Annotated in this window: 16 protein-coding genes; 6 read left to right on the top strand and 10 right to left on the bottom strand. The window is 75.5% G+C overall.

The features are described from left to right. The first annotated feature begins 23 nt into the window (after window positions 1-23). On the top strand, window positions 24-1,217 hold the full coding sequence (locus tag ACI782_RS06130; RefSeq protein ID WP_456907148.1) for an amidohydrolase family protein: 1,194 nt from the start codon (window positions 24-26) through the stop codon (window positions 1,215-1,217). On the opposite strand, the gene ACI782_RS06125 is transcribed toward ACI782_RS06130, so the two are convergent. Continuing rightward, window positions 1,214-1,957: an HAD family hydrolase gene (locus ACI782_RS06125; protein WP_456907146.1), complete on the bottom strand. Its 744-nt coding sequence runs from the start codon at window positions 1,955-1,957 to the stop codon at window positions 1,214-1,216. The genes ACI782_RS06130 and ACI782_RS06125 overlap by 4 nt on opposite strands. A 64-nt stretch (window positions 1,958-2,021) precedes the next feature. Further along, window positions 2,022-5,834, bottom strand: a complete 3,813-nt coding sequence (metH, locus tag ACI782_RS06120; protein WP_456907144.1) for a methionine synthase — start codon at window positions 5,832-5,834, stop codon at window positions 2,022-2,024. Window positions 5,835-5,949: 115 nt separating this feature from the next. Between metH and ACI782_RS06115 the strand changes: the two genes are divergently transcribed. Further along, window positions 5,950-6,810, top strand: a complete 861-nt coding sequence (locus tag ACI782_RS06115) for a PAC2 family protein (protein WP_456907142.1) — start codon at window positions 5,950-5,952, stop codon at window positions 6,808-6,810. Window positions 6,811-7,059: 249 nt separating this feature from the next. Here the strand turns inward: ACI782_RS06115 and ACI782_RS06110 are convergent, their stop codons facing one another. Together ACI782_RS06110 and mshC are read right to left on the bottom strand one after the other, a co-directional pair. After that, entirely contained in the window at window positions 7,060-8,103 is a 1,044-nt protein-coding gene (locus ACI782_RS06110; RefSeq protein WP_456907140.1) for an HD domain-containing protein, read from the bottom strand. Beyond that, complete coding sequence (gene mshC, locus ACI782_RS06105) at window positions 8,103-9,386, bottom strand: cysteine--1-D-myo-inosityl 2-amino-2-deoxy-alpha-D-glucopyranoside ligase (RefSeq protein WP_456907138.1); 1,284 nt, start codon at window positions 9,384-9,386, stop codon at window positions 8,103-8,105. Before mshC ends, ACI782_RS06110 begins: the two co-directional genes overlap by 1 nt. Before the next feature lie 85 nt (window positions 9,387-9,471). Here mshC and ACI782_RS06100 point away from each other — a divergent pair, with 85 nt between their 5' ends. Further along, window positions 9,472-10,188: a maleylpyruvate isomerase family mycothiol-dependent enzyme gene (locus tag ACI782_RS06100; RefSeq protein ID WP_456907136.1), complete on the top strand. Its 717-nt coding sequence runs from the start codon at window positions 9,472-9,474 to the stop codon at window positions 10,186-10,188. A 66-nt stretch (window positions 10,189-10,254) separates the two neighbouring features. Here ACI782_RS06100 and ACI782_RS06095 read toward each other — a convergent pair whose 3' ends face one another. From ACI782_RS06095 to ACI782_RS06075, 5 genes are all read right to left on the bottom strand, one after another. Then, window positions 10,255-10,641, bottom strand: coding sequence for a VOC family protein (locus tag ACI782_RS06095; RefSeq protein WP_456907135.1), 387 nt, complete (start codon window positions 10,639-10,641; stop codon window positions 10,255-10,257). 248 nt (window positions 10,642-10,889) lie between these two features. Next, window positions 10,890-11,645 carry an SCO1664 family protein gene (locus ACI782_RS06090; protein WP_456907133.1) on the bottom strand — a complete coding sequence of 252 codons (756 nt, stop codon included), beginning with the start codon at window positions 11,643-11,645 and terminating at the stop codon, window positions 10,890-10,892. Between the two features lie 19 nt (window positions 11,646-11,664). After that, window positions 11,665-12,216 (bottom strand): DUF3090 family protein, encoded by a 552-nt coding sequence (locus tag ACI782_RS06085; protein WP_456907131.1) that lies wholly within the window; start codon window positions 12,214-12,216, stop codon window positions 11,665-11,667. Window positions 12,217-12,265: 49 nt separating this feature from the next. Continuing rightward, a complete protein-coding gene (locus ACI782_RS06080; protein WP_456907129.1) occupies window positions 12,266-12,970 on the bottom strand; it encodes a histidine phosphatase family protein in 705 nt (234 codons plus the stop codon). A 35-nt stretch (window positions 12,971-13,005) separates the two neighbouring features. Then, window positions 13,006-13,839, bottom strand: coding sequence for an undecaprenyl-diphosphate phosphatase (locus tag ACI782_RS06075; protein WP_456907125.1), 834 nt, complete (start codon window positions 13,837-13,839; stop codon window positions 13,006-13,008). 167 nt (window positions 13,840-14,006) lie between these two features. Between ACI782_RS06075 and ACI782_RS06070 the strand changes: the two genes are divergently transcribed. Together ACI782_RS06070 and ACI782_RS06065 are read left to right on the top strand one after the other, a co-directional pair. Then, window positions 14,007-14,978, top strand: a complete 972-nt coding sequence (locus ACI782_RS06070) for an aldo/keto reductase (RefSeq protein WP_456907123.1) — start codon at window positions 14,007-14,009, stop codon at window positions 14,976-14,978. Beyond that, window positions 14,975-16,936 carry an AAA family ATPase gene (locus ACI782_RS06065; RefSeq protein ID WP_456907121.1) on the top strand — a complete coding sequence of 654 codons (1,962 nt, stop codon included), beginning with the start codon at window positions 14,975-14,977 and terminating at the stop codon, window positions 16,934-16,936. Before ACI782_RS06070 ends, ACI782_RS06065 begins: the two co-directional genes overlap by 4 nt. A gap of 72 nt (window positions 16,937-17,008) precedes the next feature. Here ACI782_RS06065 and ACI782_RS06060 read toward each other — a convergent pair whose 3' ends face one another. Then, complete coding sequence (locus ACI782_RS06060; protein ID WP_456907119.1) at window positions 17,009-17,791, bottom strand: DUF2470 domain-containing protein; 783 nt, start codon at window positions 17,789-17,791, stop codon at window positions 17,009-17,011. Between the two features lie 137 nt (window positions 17,792-17,928). On the opposite strand from ACI782_RS06060, the gene surE reads away from it, so the two are divergent. Further along, on the top strand, window positions 17,929-18,684 hold the full coding sequence (gene surE, locus ACI782_RS06055) for a 5'/3'-nucleotidase SurE (RefSeq protein WP_456907118.1): 756 nt from the start codon (window positions 17,929-17,931) through the stop codon (window positions 18,682-18,684). Window positions 18,685-19,407 lie beyond the last annotated feature (723 nt).

The following is a 19,407-nucleotide window of genomic DNA, read 5'->3' as shown; positions in this document are numbered from 1 at the left end:
CCCCCGGGTCGACAGTGACGCGCATGCGGGCACTCCGGGCGCAGCGGGCCTTCGACGGCGAGCGGGTGCTGCCCGGCGGAGCCATCGTCCTGGTCGAGGGCGGCACGATCGTCGGCGTCGAGCCGGCCGCCGCAGCGGTGCCGGCCGGGTGCCCGGTCACCGAGCTCCCGGACACCACGCTGCTGCCCGGCCTGGTCGACACGCACGTGCACCTGTGCGGCGACAGCGGGCCGCGGGCGCTCGACCAGCTCCCCGAGCTGTCCCCCGACCGGCTCGACGCGGTCATCGCCGAGGCCGGGCAGCAGCACCTGCGCGCCGGGGTCACCGCCGTCCGGGACCTCGGCGACGCCCGGTGGGCGGTCCTCGAGCACCGGCGGCGTGGCGACGGCGGGCCGACGATCGTGGCCGCCGGGCCGCCGATCACCTCCCCCGGCGGGCACTGCTGGAACATGGGCGGCGAGGCCGCCGGGGTCGACCAGCTGCGCCGGGCGGTGCGGGAGCGCGCCGAGCGGGGTGCCGACGTGGTCAAGGTGATGGCCAGCGGCGGGCTGATGACCCCCGGGACCGACCTCGCCGCCGGTCAGTTCTCCCTGGCCGAGCTGCGCGCGGTGGTCGACGAGGGGCACCGGCACGGCCTGCCGGTCACCGCCCACGCCCACGCGCTGACGGCCGTGCAGCAGTGCCTCGACGCCGGGGTCGACGGCATCGAGCACTGCACCTGCCTGACCCCGCACGGCGTGCGGACGCCGCCCGAGCTCGCGGAGGGCCTGGCGGGGGCCGGCACGCTGGTGTGCCCCACCCTCGGCCGCCTGCCGGGCATGGACCCCCCGCCGCACGTCCAGGCCCGGATGGACGCCACCGGAGCCACCTTCGAGGCGCAGCTGGCCAACGTGGCCCGGCTGCGGCAGGCCGGCGTGACCCTCCTGGCCGGCACCGATGCCGGGATCTCCCCGCCCAAGCGGCACGGCCTGGTGCCCATGGCGGTGGCCGACCTGGTGCGCGAGTGCGGCGTCCCGGTGGCCGAGGCGCTGGCGGCGGCCACCGGCCGGGCCGCCCGCGCGTGCGGGCTGGGCGACCGGACCGGCCGGCTGGCGCCCGGCCTGGACGCCGACCTGCTGCTGGCCGACGGGGACGTGACCCGCGACGTCACCGGGCTGCAGCGCACCCGGCTGGTCCTGTCCCGGGGCCGCGAGGTGACGCCGGCCGCGGCGGCCTAGGCGTCGACCGTGTCGCGCGCGGCCAGCAGGTCGGCGAGGTCGGCGAGACCCACGCCGTCCAGCGTGTCCCGCAGGACCAGGCCGGGAGCCGGCGGCAGCGGCTGCAGCGAGGGCACGCCGAGCACCACGGCGCCCGCGGCCAGGCCGGCGGTCGCACCGGCGACGGAGTCCTCCAGCACGACGCAGCCGGCCGGGTCCACGCCGAGCGCGGCCATGGCCTGCCGGTAGGGCGCCGGGTCGGGCTTGCGCGCGGGCACCTCGTCGCCGCAGACGGTGACGTCGAAGGGCGGGAGGTCGGGGAACGCCCGGCCGATCGCGCCCAGCACGATGTCGGCCAGCCGCCGCGGCGTCGTCGTCACCAGCGCGGTCGGCGTCGCGGCCGAGCGGACCTCGGCGATCAGCTCCCGCGCCCCGGGCCGCCAGCGGATCTCCCCGCCCAGCAGCACCGCCACGCGGTCCTCGATCCACCGGCAGTCGGCGAGGAACTCGTCCTCGGTGCGCTGCACGCCGAGGTCGGCGTACAGGACGCCCATCGACACGCGCATGCTGGTGCCGACGGTCCGCTCCCGGGCCGCGTCCGAGAAGTCCCCGCCCAGCTCGCGGCCCAGGGCGGACATGGCCTCGCCCCAGTACTGCTCGGTCTCCACGAGCGTGCCGTCCATGTCGAACAGCACCGCCTGGAGGCGGCCGGCGGACGTGAGGGCGGTGCCGCTCACGCCGGAGGTCTCGGGGGTGCGCACTGCACCAACCCTACGGCGGCCGGCCGGTGCACCGGCCGCCCCGGCGGGGTGATCGTCGCCGCACTCACTCGTCGTCGGTGCGGTACCCGAGGTTGGGCGAGAGCCACCGCTCCGCCTCGGCGAGGGTCCAGCCCTTGCGCCGTGCGTAGTCCTCGACCTGGTCGCGGCCGATCCGCCCCAGGTTGAAGTAGCGGGCCTGCGGGTGCGCGAAGTACAGCCCGCTGACCGCCGCGCCCGGCCACATCGCCATGCTCTCGGTGAGCTGGATGCCGGTGGTGGCCTCGACGTCGAGCAGCGCCCAGATGGTCCGCTTCTCGGTGTGCTCCGGGCAGGCGGGGTACCCGGGCGCCGGCCGGATGCCGGTGTAGCGCTCGGCGATCAGCGCGTCGTTGTCCAGTCGCTCGTCGGGCGCGTAGCCCCAGAACTCCGTGCGCACCCGCTGGTGCAGCCGCTCCGCGAACGCCTCGGCGAGCCGGTCGCCCAGGGCCTCGAGCATGATCGCGCTGTAGTCGTCGTTGGCCGCCTTGAACGCCGCCACCCGCTCGGCCAGGCCGATGCCCGCGGTGACCGCGAAGGCGCCGACGAAGTCGGGCAGGCCGGTCTCGGCCGGCGCGACGAAGTCGGCCAGCGACTTGCGGGGGGCGCCGTCCCGGCCCTCGGTCTGCTGGCGCAGCTGGTGCAGGGTCGCCCGGACGGCGCGGCGGGTCTCGTCGGTGTAGACCGCGATGTCCTCGCCGTCCACCCGGTTGGCCGGGAACAGGCCGAAGACGCCGGTGGCCCGCAGCCAGCGCTCGGCGACGACCCGGTCGAGCATCGCCTGGGCGTCCGCGTACAGCCGCCGGGCGGCCTCGGCCGTCGCCGGGTTGTTGAGGACGTCGGGGAACCGGCCGCGCATCTCCCAGGCGGTAAAGAACGGCTGCCAGTCGATGTACCCGCGCAGCTCCTCGACCGGCTGGTCGGGGATCACCCGCACGAACTGCGTGGCGACGCCGTGCGCGTGCTCGGTGCCCGTGTCCCGGGCCTGCTGGAGCAGCATCCGCGGCCGCGGCGGGGTGTAGCCGGTCCAGTCGAACTCCGGCGCGGCCGCGCGGGCGGCGGCCAGCGGCAGCATCGTCCGGGTGTCCTGCCGGGCGGCGTGCCGCTCGCGCAGCGCCGCGTAGTCGCGCTCGGTCTCGGCCAGCAGGCGCGGGCGCTGCTCGTCCGACAGCAGCGCGGCGACCACCGGCACCGACCGCGAGGCGTCCTTCACCCAGATGACCGGGCCGTGGTAGCGCGGCGCGACCTTGACCGCCGTGTGCGCCCGCGAGGTGGTCGCGCCCCCGATCAGCAGGGGGACGTCGAAGCCCTGGCGCTCCATCTCCGCGGCGAGGGAGGCCATCTCGTCGAGGGACGGCGTGATCAGCCCGGACAGGCCGATGACGTCGGCGCCCTCGTGCTTGGCCGCGTCGAGGACCTGCTGCCCCGGGACCATGACGCCGAGGTCGACGACGTCGTAGTTGTTGCACTGCAGCACCACGCCGACGATGTTCTTGCCGATGTCGTGGACGTCGCCCTTGACGGTGGCCATGACGACCTTGCCGTTGCTGCGCTCGACGTCGCCGGGCTGCTTCTCGGCCTCGATGAAGGGGACGAGGTAGGCGACGGCCTTCTTCATGACCCGGGCGGACTTGACCACCTGGGGCAGGAACATCTTCCCGGCGCCGAACAGGTCGCCGACGACGTTCATGCCCGCCATCAGCGGGCCCTCGATCACCTCGATGGGCCGGCCGCCGCGCGCGCTGATCTGTGCCCGCAGCTCCTCGGTGTCGGCCTCGACGAACTCGTCGATGCCCTTCACCAGCGCGTGGGTGATCCGCTCCGCCACCGGCAGGGACCGCCACTCGTCGGTGGCGACCTCCCGCGCCGCGCCGTCCCGGGCGAAGTCGCCGGCGATCTCCAGCAGCCGCTCGGTGGCGTCGGGCCGCCGGGCGAGGACGACGTCCTCGATCCGCTCCCGCAGGTCCGGCGGCACCTCGTCGTAGACCTCGAGGGCGCCGGCGTTGACGATCCCCATGTCCAGGCCCGCCGCGATCGCGTGGAACAGGAACACGGCGTGGATGGCCTCCCGCACGCGGTTGTTGCCGCGGAAGGAGAACGAGACGTTGGAGATCCCGCCGGAGACCAGGGCGCCGGGCAGGTTCTGCTTGATCCAGCGGGTCGCCTCGATGAAGTCCAGCCCGTACCGGGCGTGCTCCTCGATGCCGGTGGCGACGGCGAAGACGTTCGGGTCGAAGATGACGTCCTCGGCAGGGAAGCCGACCTGCCGGGTGAGGACGTCGTACGCGCGCCGGCAGACGTCGGTGCGGCGCGCCAGGCTGTCGGCCTGGCCGGCCTCGTCGAAGGCCATGACCACGACCGCGGCGCCGTACTTGCGGCACAGCCGGGCCTGGCGGACGAAGTCCTCCTCCCCCGCCTTCAGCGAGATGGAGTTGACGATCGCCTTGCCCTGGACGTTCTTCAGGCCCGCCTCGATGACCTCCCACTTCGAGGAGTCGATCATGATCGGCACGCGGCAGATGTCGGGCTCGGCGGCGATCAGCTTGGTGAAGCGGTCCATCGCTGCGACGCCGTCGATCATCCCCTCGTCCATGTTGACGTCGATGACCTGGGCGCCGGCCTCGACCTGCTGCCGGGCGACGGCGAGCGCGGTGGTGTAGTCGCCGGCCTTGATCAGGTTGCGGAAGCGGGCCGAGCCGGTGATGTTGGTCCGCTCGCCGACGTTCACGAACAGGCTGTCGGCGGTGACGGGCAGCGGCTCCAGGCCGGACAGGCGCAGCGCCGGCGCCACCTGCGGCGGCGTGCGGGGCGCGGTCCCCTCGACCGCCGCGGCCAGGGCGGCGACGTGGGCGGGCGTGGTGCCGCAGCAGCCGCCGACGAGGTTGACCAGGCCGCTGGCGGCGAACTCCCCGACGAGCGCGGCGGTCTCCTCCGGCGACTCGTCGTACTCGCCGAAGGCGTTGGGCAGGCCGGCGTTCGGGTAGCAGGAGACGAACGTGTCCGCGACCCGCGCCATCTCGGCGAGGTAGGGCCGCATCTCCTTGGCGCCCAGGGCGCAGTTGAGGCCGACCAGCAACGGGCGGGCGTGCCGCACCGAGTACCAGAACGCCTCGGTGACCTGGCCCGACAGCGTCCGCCCCGAGGCGTCGGTGATCGTCCCGGACACCATCACCGGCCAGCGGCGGCCGCGCTGCTCGAACAGCGTCTCCAGCGCGAAGACCGCCGCCTTCGCGTTGAGGGTGTCGAAGACCGTCTCGACGAGCAGGACGTCGCAGCCGCCGTCCACCAGCCCGGAGGCCTGCTCCAGGTACGCCTCGACCAGCTCGTCGTAGCTGACGTTGCGGGCGCCCGGGTCGTTGACGTCGGGCGAGATGGACGCGGTCTTGCTGGTCGGGCCGAGCGCGCCGACGACGAAGCGCGGCTTGTCCGGGGTGCGCGCGGTCATCGCGTCGCACTCGCGGCGGGCGAGGCGGGCGGCCGCGACGTTGATCTCGTGCGCCAGGCCGGCCATGCCGTAGTCGGCCAGCGAGATGCGGTTGGCGTTGAAGGTGTTGGTCTCGACCAGGTCCGCGCCGGCCTCGAGGTACTCGCGGTGGATGCCGGCGACCAGCTCGGGCCGGGTCAGGCACAGCAGGTCGTTGTTGCCCTGCACGTCGGTGGGCCAGGCGGCGAAGCGCTCGCCGCGGTAGCCGGCCTCGTCGGGCCGGTCGCGCTGGATCGCCGTCCCCATCGCGCCGTCGAGCACCAGGATGCGCTGCTGCAGCAGGGCGGTGAGCTGCGCGGTGGCATCGGGGCGGGGGGACGACGTCCCCCCGGCGGAAGACGTGTTGCGGGACGACACCGAGCCAGGGTAGCCGTCCCCCGCGGCGGGGAGTCGCTCCCGTGGGGGACGGCGGCCACACGGACGGGTCGGCGAGCACACGGCGTGTCCGTGCGCGCGACGTAGGCTTCCAGGGGTGATCGACCCGAAGTCCACTCCTGAGGACCTGCCCCGGCTGAACGACCCCGTCGCGGTCGTCGCCTTCGAGGGCTGGAACGACGCCGGGGACGCCGCCACCGGGGCGCTGGAGCACCTCGAGCTCATCTGGGACGCCACCCCGCTCGCCGCGCTCGACCCCGAGGACTACTACGACTTCCAGGTCAACCGGCCCACCGTCTCGCTCATCGGCGGGGTGAGCCGCCGGATCGAGTGGCCGACGACGCGCATCTCCGTCGCCCGCCCGCCGGGCTCGGACCGCGACGTCGTCCTCATCCGCGGCATCGAGCCCAACATGCGCTGGCGCGGCTTCTGCGAGGAGCTCATCGAGCTGTGCCAGGAGCTCGACGTCCGCACCGTCGTCGGGCTCGGCGCGCTGCTGGCCGACACCCCGCACACCCGGCCGACGCCGGTGACCGGGTCGGCCTACGACGCCGAGTCCGCCGAGCGGTGGGGCCTGGAGACGTCCCGTTACGAGGGCCCGACCGGCATCCTCGGCGTCTTCCAGGACGCCTGCGTGCAGGCCGGGCTGCCGGCGATCAGCTTCTGGGCCGCCGTGCCGCACTACGTCTCCCAGCCGCCGTCGCCGCGCGCCACCGTGGCACTGCTGCAGCGGGTCGAGGAGGTCCTCGAGCTCGCCGTGCCGCTGGGCGCGCTGCCCCAGCAGGCCGAGGACTGGGTGAGGACCGTCGACGAGATGGCCAACGAGGACGCCGAGGTCGTGGAGTACGTGCGCTCCCTCGAGGAGCGGGCCACCGAGGTGGACCTCTCCAACGCCAGCGGCGACGCCATCGCCCGCGAGTTCGAGAGATATCTGCGCCGCCGGGGCGGCACGACCTGATGTCGGCCCCGTCGCCGGGTCCCGCCTCGAGCGTGCGAGGGGCGGGGGGCGACGGGGTCCTCCTGCTGCGCTCCCCCGACTGACCCGCACGCCACCAGGGACGTCCGCCGACGTCGGCGGGTGTGCCTCGTCGTCACTGCTCTCCCCGCCTTCGTGACCGCTGGTCGTCGGCACCTGACGGGGCGGCTGTGTTGGGGATAACGGTCGTGACGGCGGCAGCGAACCACGCCCGCTCGGCGTCGGGCGGGGCTACGGGAGGCGCAGCAGCGGCCGCATCGCCGAGGTGGCGTCGGCGTCGAAGAGCCGGTCGTGCATCGTCAGGGCGAACCGGTCGGTCATGCCGGACACGTAGTCCACGACCTGGGTGACCGGGTCGGCCTCGCGGTCGCGGTAGGACGCCGGGATCAGCTCCGGGTGGGCCAGGTGGTGGTCGACCAGCCGGCGGGTGACGTCGATGGCCAGCTGCTTCTGCCCCGCGGCGGTCTCGGAGGCGTAGACCCGCTCGAACATGAACGTCCGGAGCTCGTGCATCGCCGCCAGCGGCTCGGGCGCCATCCCGACGGCGCCGGCGGTGTTCGCCTCCGAGAGCGAGCCCTCCACGACCGCCGCGATCATGGCGCCGACCATCTGGCTGCCGGGGTCCCCGAACGCGGCGCGGGCACGGGCCGGCAGGTCGCCCACCCGCAGCACCCCGGCCCGGACGGCGTCCAGCGCGTCGTGGGAGAGGTAGCCGATCCGGTCGGCGTACCGCACGCACTCGGCCTCGCGGGTGTCCGGCGGCGGGTCGATCTTCCAGCTGTGCGCCCGGATGCCGTCGCGGACCTCCCACGTGAGGTTGAGCCGCTCCAGCACCTCGACGATCCGCACCCCCTGGGCGGCGTGGTGCCAGCCGCCGGGCACGTAGGGCTCCAGGGCGTCCTCGCCGATGTGCCCGAACGGCGAGTGCCCCAGGTCGTGGCCCAGCGCGACCGCCTCGGCCAGGGTCTCGTTGAGGCCCAGCGCGCGGGCCAGGGACCGGGCCACCTGGGTGACCTGGAGGGTGTGGGTCAGCCGGGTGACGAAGTGGTCGCCGTCCGGGTTGAGGAAGACCTGCGTCTTGTGCTTGAGCCGGCGGAAGGCCTTGGCGTGCAGGATCCGGTCGCGGTCGCGCTCGAACGCCGTGCGCAGGGAGTCCTCCGGCTCGGCGACCGCCCGGCCGCGCGTCGCCGCCGAGCGGGTCGCGGACGGCGCGAGGTCCTCCTCGGCCGCCTCCCGCGCCGCCCGGTCGACCAGCCGGAAGGGCCCCGCCTGCATCAGCGGCCCTGCAGGGCCGGGCTCACGGCGCACGAGTCCAGCTCGACGCCCAGGAGCGCGTCGACCGCGTCGCACACCACCGTCGGGGCGCCGTCCTCCAGGTCGTCGCCGTCCCCGGCCGCCAGCGTCCGCGCCGCCCACCGGTCGACGAGGGCGATCGCGCCGGCGCTGTCGAGGTCGTCGTTGAGCCGCTCGCGCACGCCCTGCAGCACCGGCGCGGCGGGCGCGCCGGCCGGCCGGGCCACCGCCCGGCGCCAGGTGGCCAGCCGCTGCTCGGCCTCCCGCAGCAGATCCGGCGTCCAGGCGCGGTCGGTGCGGTAGTGCCCGGACAACAGCGCCAGGCGGATCGCCATCGGGTCGACGCCCTCGCCGCGGAGCTTGGAGACGAACACCAGGTTGCCGCGGCTCTTGCTCATCTTCTCGCCGTCCAGGCCGATCATCGCCGCGTGCACGTAGGCCCGGGCGAAGGGCTTGGTGGCGGTCAGCGCCTCGGCGTGGACGGCGGAGTACTCGTGGTGCGGGAAGACCAGGTCGCTGCCGCCGCCCTGGACGTCGAAGCCCATGCCGATGGTCTCCAGCGCGATCGTGGCGCACTCGATGTGCCAGCCGGGGCGGCCGGCGGTGCCGCGGGGCCCGGGCCACGAGGGCTCCCCCGGGCGCTCGCCGCGCCACAGCAGCGGGTCGAGCCGGTTGCGCTTGCCCGCGCGGTCGGGGTCGCCGCCGCGCTCGGCGAAGAAGCGCAGCATGGTCTCCTCGTCGTAGCGGGACTCCCCGCCGAACCCGGGGGCCTGCGCGACGTCGTGGTAGACGTCGCCGGTGCCGTCGTCGAGGACGTAGGCCAGGCCGTCGTCGAGCAGGTCCTCGATGTGCGCCACGATCCGCGGGATCGACTCGACCGCGCCGACGTAGTCGTCGGGCGGGAGCACCCGCAGCGCGGTCATGTCCTCCCGGAACAGCGCCGTCTCGCGCATGCCCAGGACGATCCAGTCCTCGCCGTCGCGGTCGGCGCGCTCGAGCAGCGGGTCGTCGATGTCGGTGACGTTCTGCACGTAGTGCACCGCGTGCCCGGCGTCCCGCCACAGCCGGTTGACCAGGTCGAACGCGAGGTACGTGGCGGCGTGGCCCAGGTGCGTGGCGTCGTAGGGGGTGATCCCGCAGACGTACATCCGGGCGGTGTCCTCGGGCGCGGTGGCGACGACCTCACCCCGGGAGGTGTCGTACAGCTTGAGCACAGGACCGGTGCCCGGGAGGGTCGGCAGGAGCGGAGCAGGCCAGGCGAGCACGCCCCGAGCCTAGATGCGGCTTCCGACGGCGCCGGGCGGCCCTCATCCTGTCGGGAGGACATCGGCCCGGCGTCGGAGGTGGATCGTGGAGCTCGACGAGTACCTGCCGGTCCTGCAGAAGGCGGACGCGCGCTTCGCCGACGCCGCCGCGGAGGCGGTGCTCTCCCGGGGCTGGAGGGCGCCGGTGTCCGGCTGCCCCGGCTGGACGCTGGCCGACCTCGTCTGGCACCTGGCCGAGGTGCAGCACTTCTGGACCTGGGTGGTGCGCACCCGCGCCGTCGACCCCGGGAGCTACGTCGAGCCCGAGCGCCGTCCCGACGACGAGCTGCTCGGGTACGTCCTGGCCCAGTCGGCGGAGCTGGAGACGGTCCTGGCCGGCGCCGACCCGGCCGAGCGGGTGTGGACGTGGGCGTCGCGGCAGGACGTCGCCTTCGTGCTGCGCCGGCAGGCGATGGAGGCGGTCGTGCACACCTACGACGTCGAGGAGGTGCTCGGCGACGTCCGTCCCATCCCGGTCGACGTCGGCCTCGACGGGCTCGACGAGTGGCTGGACGTCATGGTGCCCGCCGCGCTGCCCCAGGGACCGCCGGAGTCGGCCCACCCGGTGGTCTTCCACGCGGTGGACGCCGACGCCGAGCGGACCCTCTTCCCCGGGTCGCGCCCCTTCCCCATCGCCGCGCTGACCGGCACCGCGGGCGACCTGCTGCTCGCCGTCTGGCGCCGGCTGCCGCTGGAGGTGCTCGCGGTCGACGGCGACGGGCTGCAGGCTGCCGCGATGATCGACCTGGTCGAGCTGGAGTAGCCGCCGAGATCCGACTGGCGGCGGTCCCCGGGGCGCGCGGCCCCGGCCTCCCGCGGACCCCGCCGCTCAGGGCCAGGTGGTCGCGTGGCGGTCGAACTCCGCGCCGGTCTGGACGCTCACCACGCAGAACACCAGCCCCGCCGGGTCCTTCATCTGCCAGAAGCCGCCCATGTCCGCGAAGCGGGTGGCGCCCAGCGCCTCCAGGCGGGCCACTTCCGCGGGGACGTCGTCGGTCTCGACGTCGACGTGCCAGCGCGGCGGCGTCCCGGCGCCGGTGCGCTGCACCTCGAGGTGGAAGCCGTCGGCGAACGAGCCCAACGAGGTCCAGTCCGGGTCGGTGGGGTCGGGCGCGGCGGGGTGACCGGTCGCGGCCGCCCAGAAGTCGCGCCCCTGGTCGTGGGTGTCGGGCGGCAGGTCCAACAGCAGGATCGCCAGGCGGGAGCGGTGCGGCATGGCTGGAACCTAGGGCCGAGCCGCGGAGCGGGTCCCGCCGAGCGGGGGCCGGAGGGTGTTCGCCTGAGCGGCGACCCGGAGGGTTCCCCGAAGGCGGACGAGACGCAGGACGAAGACGCTGGAACGCACGCCGCCCCGCGAGGGTCGCCCGACGAGTGGAGGCCGGGGGCTTGCACGAGCGAGGGCGAAGCAGGGCTCAGCAGGGGAACGCACCCGGCCGCGGTGTCGTCCGGAGGACGACAGATCACTCAGAACGGCGGCCAGGGCAGGGCGGGCCAGTCGCCGCTGGGCTGCGGGTGGCAGCCGGTGCGCAGCAGGTCGGCGACCCGCTGCTGGGTGCGCCGCACCTCGCGGCGGGTGAGGTGCTCGTGCAGCTGCTCGCCGAGGTCGCCCAGCAGGTCGTCGCGCAGCCGCTCGAGCACCTCGATCGCCTCGGCGGGCAGCGGCTTGCCGGCCCAGCGCCACAGCAGGGTGCGCAGCTTGGGGTCGACGGAGAAGCAGATGCCGTGGTCGACGCCGTACACGTGCCCGTCCGGGGTCGGGATGATGTGCCCGCCCTTGCGGTCGGCGTTGTTCACGACCGCGTCGAACACCGCCATCCGGCGCAGCCCCGGGTGGTCGGAGCGGACGAAGGCGGCCAGGTCGACCGACGGGTCGCCGTCCACCCACAGCTGCACCATCCCGGGCCCGAACGGGCCGTCGCGCAGCACGGTGGGCGGCACGACCTGCCAGCCGGTGGCCTCCGACACCAGCGCGGCGGCGACCTCACGCCCGGCGAGGGTGCCGTCGGGGAAGTCCCACAGCGGCCGCTCCCCCGCCACCGGCTTGTAGACGCACTCGCCCTCGAGCTCGTCGGTGCGGATCGTGCCGACGAGGGTCACGTTGCTCGCGTCGAGCATCCGGCCCTCGAGGTCGATCTCGCCGTCGAGCAGCAGCCGCCGGGCCTCGACGTCGTCCCCCGGCGCGCGCAGGTCCGCGGCCGGGTCGGCGGGGCGCTCGGTCATCGGGGCGGCAGTGCGGGGCTCAGCGGCGGTAGCCGTTCTGCCGCGGGCAGACGTGCCCGCTGGGGTCCAGCGGCAGGGAGCACAGCGGGCAGGCAGGCCGGCCGGCGGCCACCACGCGGCGCGCGCGGACGACGAAGGCGCGGGCGGCGGAGGGGGTGATCGTCACCCGGAGCGCGTCGGGGCCCTCCTCGCTGTCGGAGAGGATCGCGTCCTCGTCCACCGGCTCCTCGCCCGCGGCGACCGCCTCCACGACGACGGCGTGCGTCTCGCCGTCCCAGGCCAGGCCCATGGCGGCCACCCGGAACTCCTCGTCGACCGGCGCGGTGAGCGGCTCGAGGTCGTCGACCTCGGCGTCGGGCGGGACGACGACGCCGGGGCGGGTGGCGATCTCGTCGAGCAGCTCGCTCATGCGGTCGGCGAGCACCTGCACCTGCGTCTTCTCCAGCGCCACGCTGACCACCCGGCCCGAGGCGTCGGAGGCCTGCAGGTAGAAGGTGCGCTCGCCGGGCTGCCCGACCGTGCCGGCGACGAACCGGGACGGACGGTCGAAGAGGTGGACCTGGCGGGGCACGCGACCAGGTTACGCGGAGAGCCGTCCCGGGCGAGCCGAGACGCCCAGGTCACACGGTCGCGCCCGCGCCCCCGCCGACGACCGCGTCGGACTCGGCCCTGCCCCGCCGGCGGCCCTTCTTCTTCGGCGCCGGGACCAGCGCGGCGACGTCCCCGCCGGTGTCGTTCATGCGGACGACGAACGGGCGGGTGTCGGTGTAGGTGACCACCGAGATCGACGCGGGGTCGACGACGATCCGCTGGAACTGGTCCAGGTGCAGGCCGAGGGCGTCGGCGAGCACGGCCTTGATGACGTCGCCGTGGCTGCAGGCCAGCCACACCGCGTCCGGCCCGAGGGCGGCGTTCCACGCCCGGACGGCGGCGACCGCCCGCGCCTGGGTCTGCGCCAGCCCCTCCCCCTCGTCGCCGGGGAAGACCGCGGCGGAGGGGTGGGCCTGGACCACCTTCCACAGCGGCTCCTTGGCCAGCTCCTCGAGCGGCCGCCCGGTCCAGTCGCCGTACCGGGCCTCGCCGAGCCGGTCGTCGGTCTGCAGCTCCAGCGACCGCCCGTCGAGCACGGCCGCGGCGGTCTGCCGGCAGCGCTCCAGCGGGCTGCTGACGACCGCGGCCAGCGGCACCGGCGCCAGCCGCTCCCCCACCGCCTTGGCCTGCACCTGCCCGGTCTCGTCGAGCTGCACGCCCGGGGTCCAGCCGGCGAGGACGCCGCCGGCGTTGGCCGTCGTCCGGCCGTGCCGCAGGAGGATGACGGTGGTCACGACCCGCGAGCGTAGAAGGACCGCCGGTCAGCTGGTCACTGCGCGGCGATCACGCCGGTGCCGAGCAGGACGAGGATCAGCGCGCCGAGCACCACCCGGTACACCACGAACGGGGTGAAGCTGCCGCGGTCGAGGTAGCGCAGCAGCCAGGCGATGACCGTCAGGCCCACGCCGAAGGCGAGCACGGTGGCCAGGATCGTCGGGCCCCACGAGACGGCCTCCCCCTCGACGCCGCCGGTGAGCGCCTCGTAGGCCTGGAAGACGCCGGACCCCAGCACCGCCGGGATGGCCAGCAGGAACGAGTAGCGGGCCGCGGCCGAGCGTGAGTAGCCGAGGAACAGGCCCATGGTGATCGTGCCGCCGGAGCGGGAGACGCCGGGGACCAGCGCCATCGCCTGGGCGAAGCCGAAGGCGATGCCGTGCCCGACGGTGAGCTGGTCCAGCTCCCGCTTCTTCGACCCCACCCGGTCGGCCCAGTACAGGACCAGCGAGAAGGCGATCAGCGCGGTGGCCACGATCCAGAGGCTGCGGAAGGTGGTCTCGATGCGGTCCTGGAACAGCAGCCCGAGGACGACGATCGGCACGCTGCCCACGATGATCAACCAGCCCATGCGGGCGTCGGGGTCCGAGCGCAGCCGGCGGTCCCCCAGCGAGCGCAACCAGGTGTGGATGATCCGCCAGATGTCGTGCCGGAAGTAGAGCAGCACCGCGGCCTCGGTGCCGATCTGGGTGATCGCGGTGAACGCCGCGCCGGGGTCGCCCCAGCCGAAGGCCTCCCCCACCACGCGCAGGTGCGCGCTGGAGGAGATCGGCAGGAACTCGGTCAGGCCCTGCACCAGGCCCAGGACGACGGCCTCGATCCAGCTCATCGCGCGGCCGGCCCCCGTCCGGGGCGGGCGGTGCGGCGGGGGGCGGGAGCGGTTCTGCGGAGCACGGGAGGCCAGCCTAGAGCGGCGCCCGGCAGCACGCGGCACGCCGCTCCGGAGCCCCCGCGCTCCCCGGCCGGGGTCGGGGGTCGCCGGTAGTTTGGCCTCCCGTGGAACAACGCGCGCTGGGGCGCAGCGGTCTGGTCGTCTCCCGCCTCGCGCTGGGCACCATGACCTGGGGCCGGGACACCGACGAGGACGAGGCCGCCATGCAGCTGACGGCGTTCGTCGACGCCGGCGGCACGCTGGTCGACACCGCCGACGTCTACTGCGACGGGGAGAGCGAGCGCACCCTCGGCCGGCTGCTGTCCGACGTCGTCCCCCGCTCCGACGTGCTCGTCGCGACCAAGGCCGTGGGCCGCACCTCGCCCGGGCCGATGGGCCGCGGCGCCTCCCGCGGCCACCTGCTGGCCGCCCTCGACGCCTCGCTGGAGCGGCTGGACCTCGACCACGTGGACCTGTGGCAGCTGCACGCCTGGGACGACACCACCCCGATGGAGGAGACCCTCGCCGCCTGCGACGCGGCGGTCTCCTCCGGGCGGGTGCGCTACGTGGGGGTCAGCAACTTCACCGGCTGGCAGACCGCGCAGGCGGCCACCTGGCAGCGCGCCTGGCCGGGCCGGGTGCCGGTGGTGAGCACCCAGGTCGAGTACTCGCTGCTGCAGCGCGGGGTGGAGCGCGAGGTGGTGCCGGCCGTGGAGGCGCTGGGCCTGGGCGTGCTGGCCTGGTCGCCGCTGGGCCGGGGGCTGCTCACCGGCAAGTACCGGTACAGCACGCCGACGGAGTCGCGCGGCGCCAACGCCCAGTGGCAGGGCTTCATCGACGAACTGCGCACCCCGACGTCCGACCGGATCGTCGAGGCCGTGATCACCGCCGCGGACGGGCTCGGCACCACCCCGCTGGCGGTCGCGCTCGCGTGGGTGCGCGACCGTCCCGGCGTGACCGCGCCGGTGGTCGGGGCGCGCACCGCCCAGCAGCTGCAGGCCTCGCTGGACGCCGAGTCGGTGCGGCTGCCCGCGGCGATCCGCACGGCGCTGGAGGACGTCTCGGCGCCCTACTTCGGTTACCCGGAACGCCGGTGACCCGCCCCACCGTCGCAGCCGACCCGGTCTTCGCCGCGTTCTGCGCCGCGGGCCTGTGGCCGGGTCTGGGCAAGCGGACGGCGGCCGAGCTGCCCGCGGCCGGGATCACCTCGCCCGACGACGTCACCGCCGACCGGCTGCTGAAGCTGCCCCGGGTGGGCCGGCAGCGCGCCGAGCGGCTGTTCTCCGGCTTCCTGGCCGCGGCGCCCACCTACGAGGTGGTCGAGCTGCTGGTCGGCGCCGGGCTCGACGCGCGGCTGGCCGCCACCGCGGCCGATGCGCTGGGCACCGACGCCGCCCGCCGGCTGCGGGACGACCCGTGGGCGCTGCTCGGGCTGACCGGGGTGACCCTGGACGACGCCGACCGGCTGGCGATCGCCGTCCTGCCGGGGGCGGACCGGCAGGACAGCCGCCGCGGCCGGGCGATCGTGTCGCTGACCCTGCGGACGGCGACCCGCGACGGGCACACCGTGCTGCCGGTCGACCTGGTGGTGGCAGCGCTGCGCGCCGAGCAGATCGCCGACCCGGCCGCGGCGATCGGAGCCGCGGTGGAGTCCGGGGACGTGCTGGAGCACGAGCCGCCGGAGCCGGAGTTCGACGAGGGGGAGGGTGGGGACGACGCAGCCGAGCTCCCCGAGCCCGACCCAGCGCTGCGGGTGCTCTCGCTGGCCCGGTACGGCATGGCCGAGGAGGCCGTCGCCGAGAACGTGGCCCGGCTGGCGGCCACCGCCGAGCGGATCGCCGACCCGGCCGCCGTCCGCTCGGTGGCCAAGGGCCTGGACGAGGCGCAGAAGCGGGCCGTCGCGCAGGTGCTCGGCGCCGGGGTGTCGCTGCTGACCGGCGGCCCGGGCACCGGCAAGAGCCGCACCGTCGCGGCGATCGTCACGCTGCTGCGGTCCAGGGGCACGGAGGTCGCGCTGGCCGCCCCGACCGGGCGGGCGGCCAAGCGGCTGGAGGAGCTCACCGACCACCCGGCGGTCACCGTGCACCGGCTGCTGGGCGCGCAGGGCACCACCGGTGGGTTCGCCCGCAACGAGGAGTGGCCGCTGGACGCCGACGTCGTCGTCGTGGACGAGGCCTCGATGCTCGACGTCGAGCTGACCGCCGCGCTGCTGGAGGCCTGCCAGGACGGCACCCACCTGCTGCTGGTGGGTGACCCCGCGCAGCTGCCCTCGATCGGCCCCGGCCACGTGCTCGGCGACCTCATCGACTCCGGGGCCGTGCCGGTCACCGAGCTGACCACGCTGTACCGGCAGGCCGAGGGCGGGGCGATCGCGCGGCTGGCCAACGCCGTCCGGGCCGGGGAGCTGCCGCCGGTGGACTCCCCCGACCGCGAGGTGGTGGTCGTCCCGGCCGCCGGCAGCGGCGAGGCGGCCAAGCGTGTGGTGCAGCTGGTCACCGACTCGATCCCGCGGGCGCTGGGCATCGACCCGGCGACGGTGCAGGTGGTGACCCCGGTGCACCGCGGACCGGCGGGCACCATCGAGCTGAACAAGGCGCTCAAGGCGGAGCTCAACCCGGGCGAGGGCACGGTGTGGGGCTTCGACGTCGGGGACCGCGTGGTGGCCACCGCCAACCACCTCGACCTGGAGCCGATCGGCTTCGCCAACGGCGAGGTCGGCGTGGTCACCGGCACCGGCGACGGCACCCTCGACGTCGACTTCGCCTCCGGGCCGGTGACGGTGAGCGGGTCGGCGATGAGCGACCTGCGGCACGGCTGGGCGATCACCGTGCACCGCGCGCAGGGCTCGGAGTGGCCCGGGGTGGTCGTCGTCCTGCCGCCGGAGGCCGGGGGGATGCTGTCGCGGCCGCTGGTCTACACCGCGCTCACCCGCGCGCAGCGGCACCTGTCGATCGTGCACGCCACCGGCGCGGCGCTGGCCCGAGCCGTGAGCCAGGTCGACGCCCGGCCGCGGCGCACCCGGCTGGGTCGGCTGCTCGCCGAGAACGCCGGCTGAGCGGCGGTATCGGAAGCGACACCCCCGTCCGCGAGGGTCCGGACAGGGGCGTCGCTTCCGATACCGGCGACCTCAGTCCCGGGGCGCGAAGGCGGATCGGGCGGCGCAGAGCAGCTGGCGGGTGGCCGCTTGCAGCTGCCCGGGGCAGGTCAGCGGCCGCGGGAAGGGGATGCGCACGTCCCGGGTGCTGGTCGGGCGCTCGATCCGCAGCCGGTAGCCGAAGCGGTCGATGCCCAGCGGCCGGACGACGTCGCGCAGGCCGAGCTCCCCGGCCGGGATGCGGCTGCGCAGCAGCGCCAGGGCCTCGGGGTGGTCGCGGTCGAGGTGCCGCAGCATCGCGGCCTCGACGCCGACCAGCGGGTCGGGCCGGGCGGCGGCGTACTCCGGCGGCCTCGCCTCGGCGCAGTGCTCCCCCTCGCGCACCACCACCTCGGCGAGGTCCAGGCGCAGCAGCAGCGCCCCGCTGCCGACGTCGAGCAGGTGCTCGGCGGGGCGGACCTCGGCGAACTCGACCGCCGCGGCCCGCTGGTCGGCCGGGCGGATCGGCGTCAGCCAGCCCGAGAGCCACAGCTGGGCCCGCAGCGGGTCGCGCAGGGGCACCGGCGCGCGGTCACTGACCATCAGCACCGTCGAGCGGTCGGACTCCCCCGCGAGGGCGAGCGCCACCTCGCCGTCCGCCGGCACGAGCACGAGCACCCGGCCGGCCGCCGTGGTGGTGTGCGCCAGCGGGCGGCTGGGCGGCAGCCCGCGCACGCAGAGGGCGGCGGCGGCGCCGCAGGCGACCGTGCGGGCCCGCTCGGCCGCGTCGGCCAGCGCGGTGGGCGGGGCGGGGCTCCGGCCGGGAGTCGGCGTCATGGGGTGCTCCCTCTGCGATCTGCGACACGAAAGTAAGGGAAGCCTAACCAACCTCGGCCGGGCGGGGGAAGGGCGAGGTGTGCCGCCCGCGCGCCCGGGGCAGACCGCGCGGGGACCCGCGTCGAGGAGGGGAAGCCGTGCGCGTGCTGGTCACCAACGACGACGGGATCGACAGCCCGGGCCTGCACCGGCTGGCGCGGGTGGCGGTCGAAGCGGGCCTCGACGTGGTGGTCGCCGCGCCGCACGAGGAGTTCAGCGGCAGCAGCGCCTCGCTGAGCGCGCTGGCCGAGGGCGGCCGGCTGGTCGTGCACGACCGCGCGCTCCCCGGGGTGGCGGCCGAGCGGGTGCTGGCCGTGGAGGCCTCCCCCGGGTTCATCGTCTTCGCCGGGGTCCGCGACGCCTTCGGCCCCCGCCCCGACCTGGTCCTGTCCGGCATCAACCGCGGGCCCAACACCGGCACCGCCGTGCTGCACTCCGGAACGGTGGGGGCGACGCTCACCGGGGTGGCACAGGGCGTGCCCGGCCTGGCCGTCTCGCTGGCCGGCCCCGACCCGCAGGCGTGGGACACCGCCGAGGAGGCCGCCCGCCGCGCCCTGGCCTGGCTGCTGGCGCACCCGGTCGGGACGGCGGTGGTGAACGTCAACGTGCCCGACGTCCCGCCGGAGGAGCTGCGCGGCCTGCGTGCGGCGCGGCTGGCGCACTTCGGCGCCGTCCAGGCCGACGTCGGCGAGGTCGGCGAGGGCTTCGTGACGCTGACCTTCAGCGAGGTCGAGGAGGACCCGGCGCCCGACAGCGACGTCGCGCTGCTGCGGCAGGGCTGGGCGACGGTGACCGCGCTGTGCGCACCCTGCGAGGCCCCGGGCGTCGACCTGCCGGGGTTGGACGGCGGCTGACCGGAACGGCGCGGTGCCGTTCTCGGTCTGCCGGGTCCGCGGCGGCGGAGTTGCATGGCGCCCGTCGCCCGGGCGCTCCTCCGACGGCGCCCCGACGGCGTCCCTGGGGGCCCGTGGACACCACCTCGTGCCGCCGCGGCGCCGTCCTGGGCGCGCTCGTCGTCCTCGTCTCCGCCTCGGGCCCGGCCGTCGCCGGCGCGGCACCGGCCGCGGCACCGGTGCCGACCCTGGCCTGGACCGACTGCGGGACCACGCCCGAGGACACCGCGACCGGCGTGCAGTGCGCGACCGCCGACCTGCCCATGGACGTCGACGAGCCCGACGGCGAGCGGGTGCAGATCGCCGTGGCCCGGGTGCCGGCCACCGACCCGGCGAACCGCATCGGCTCGCTGTTCCTCGACTTCGGCGGGCCGGGCGGGACGACGGTCGACGTCCTGCAGGCCCGCGGCGCCGGGCTGTTCCCCGCCCTCGACGCGCTTCGACGTCGTCGGCTTCGACCCGCGCGGGGTCGGGCAGAGCACCCCGGCCATCGACTGCCGGGCGGACCAGGAGGTGCAGGGCATCTACTCCGTCCCCGTCCCCACCCCGCTGGACGTCGACGCCGACGCGCACCCGGCCCGCCGTGGGCACCGTGTGCGTGCAGGAGGTGCCGTTCACCGCGCCGGCGCCGGTGCCGGCCGCAGCGGCGGCCGCGGCGGTCCCGGCCGGCGGCCGCTGAGGCGG

The sequence above is a fragment of the Geodermatophilus sp. SYSU D00703 genome (assembly GCF_054050155.1).
Note: the sequence above shows the minus strand (reverse complement) of the source record. Positions and strands in the feature narration are given on the sequence as shown.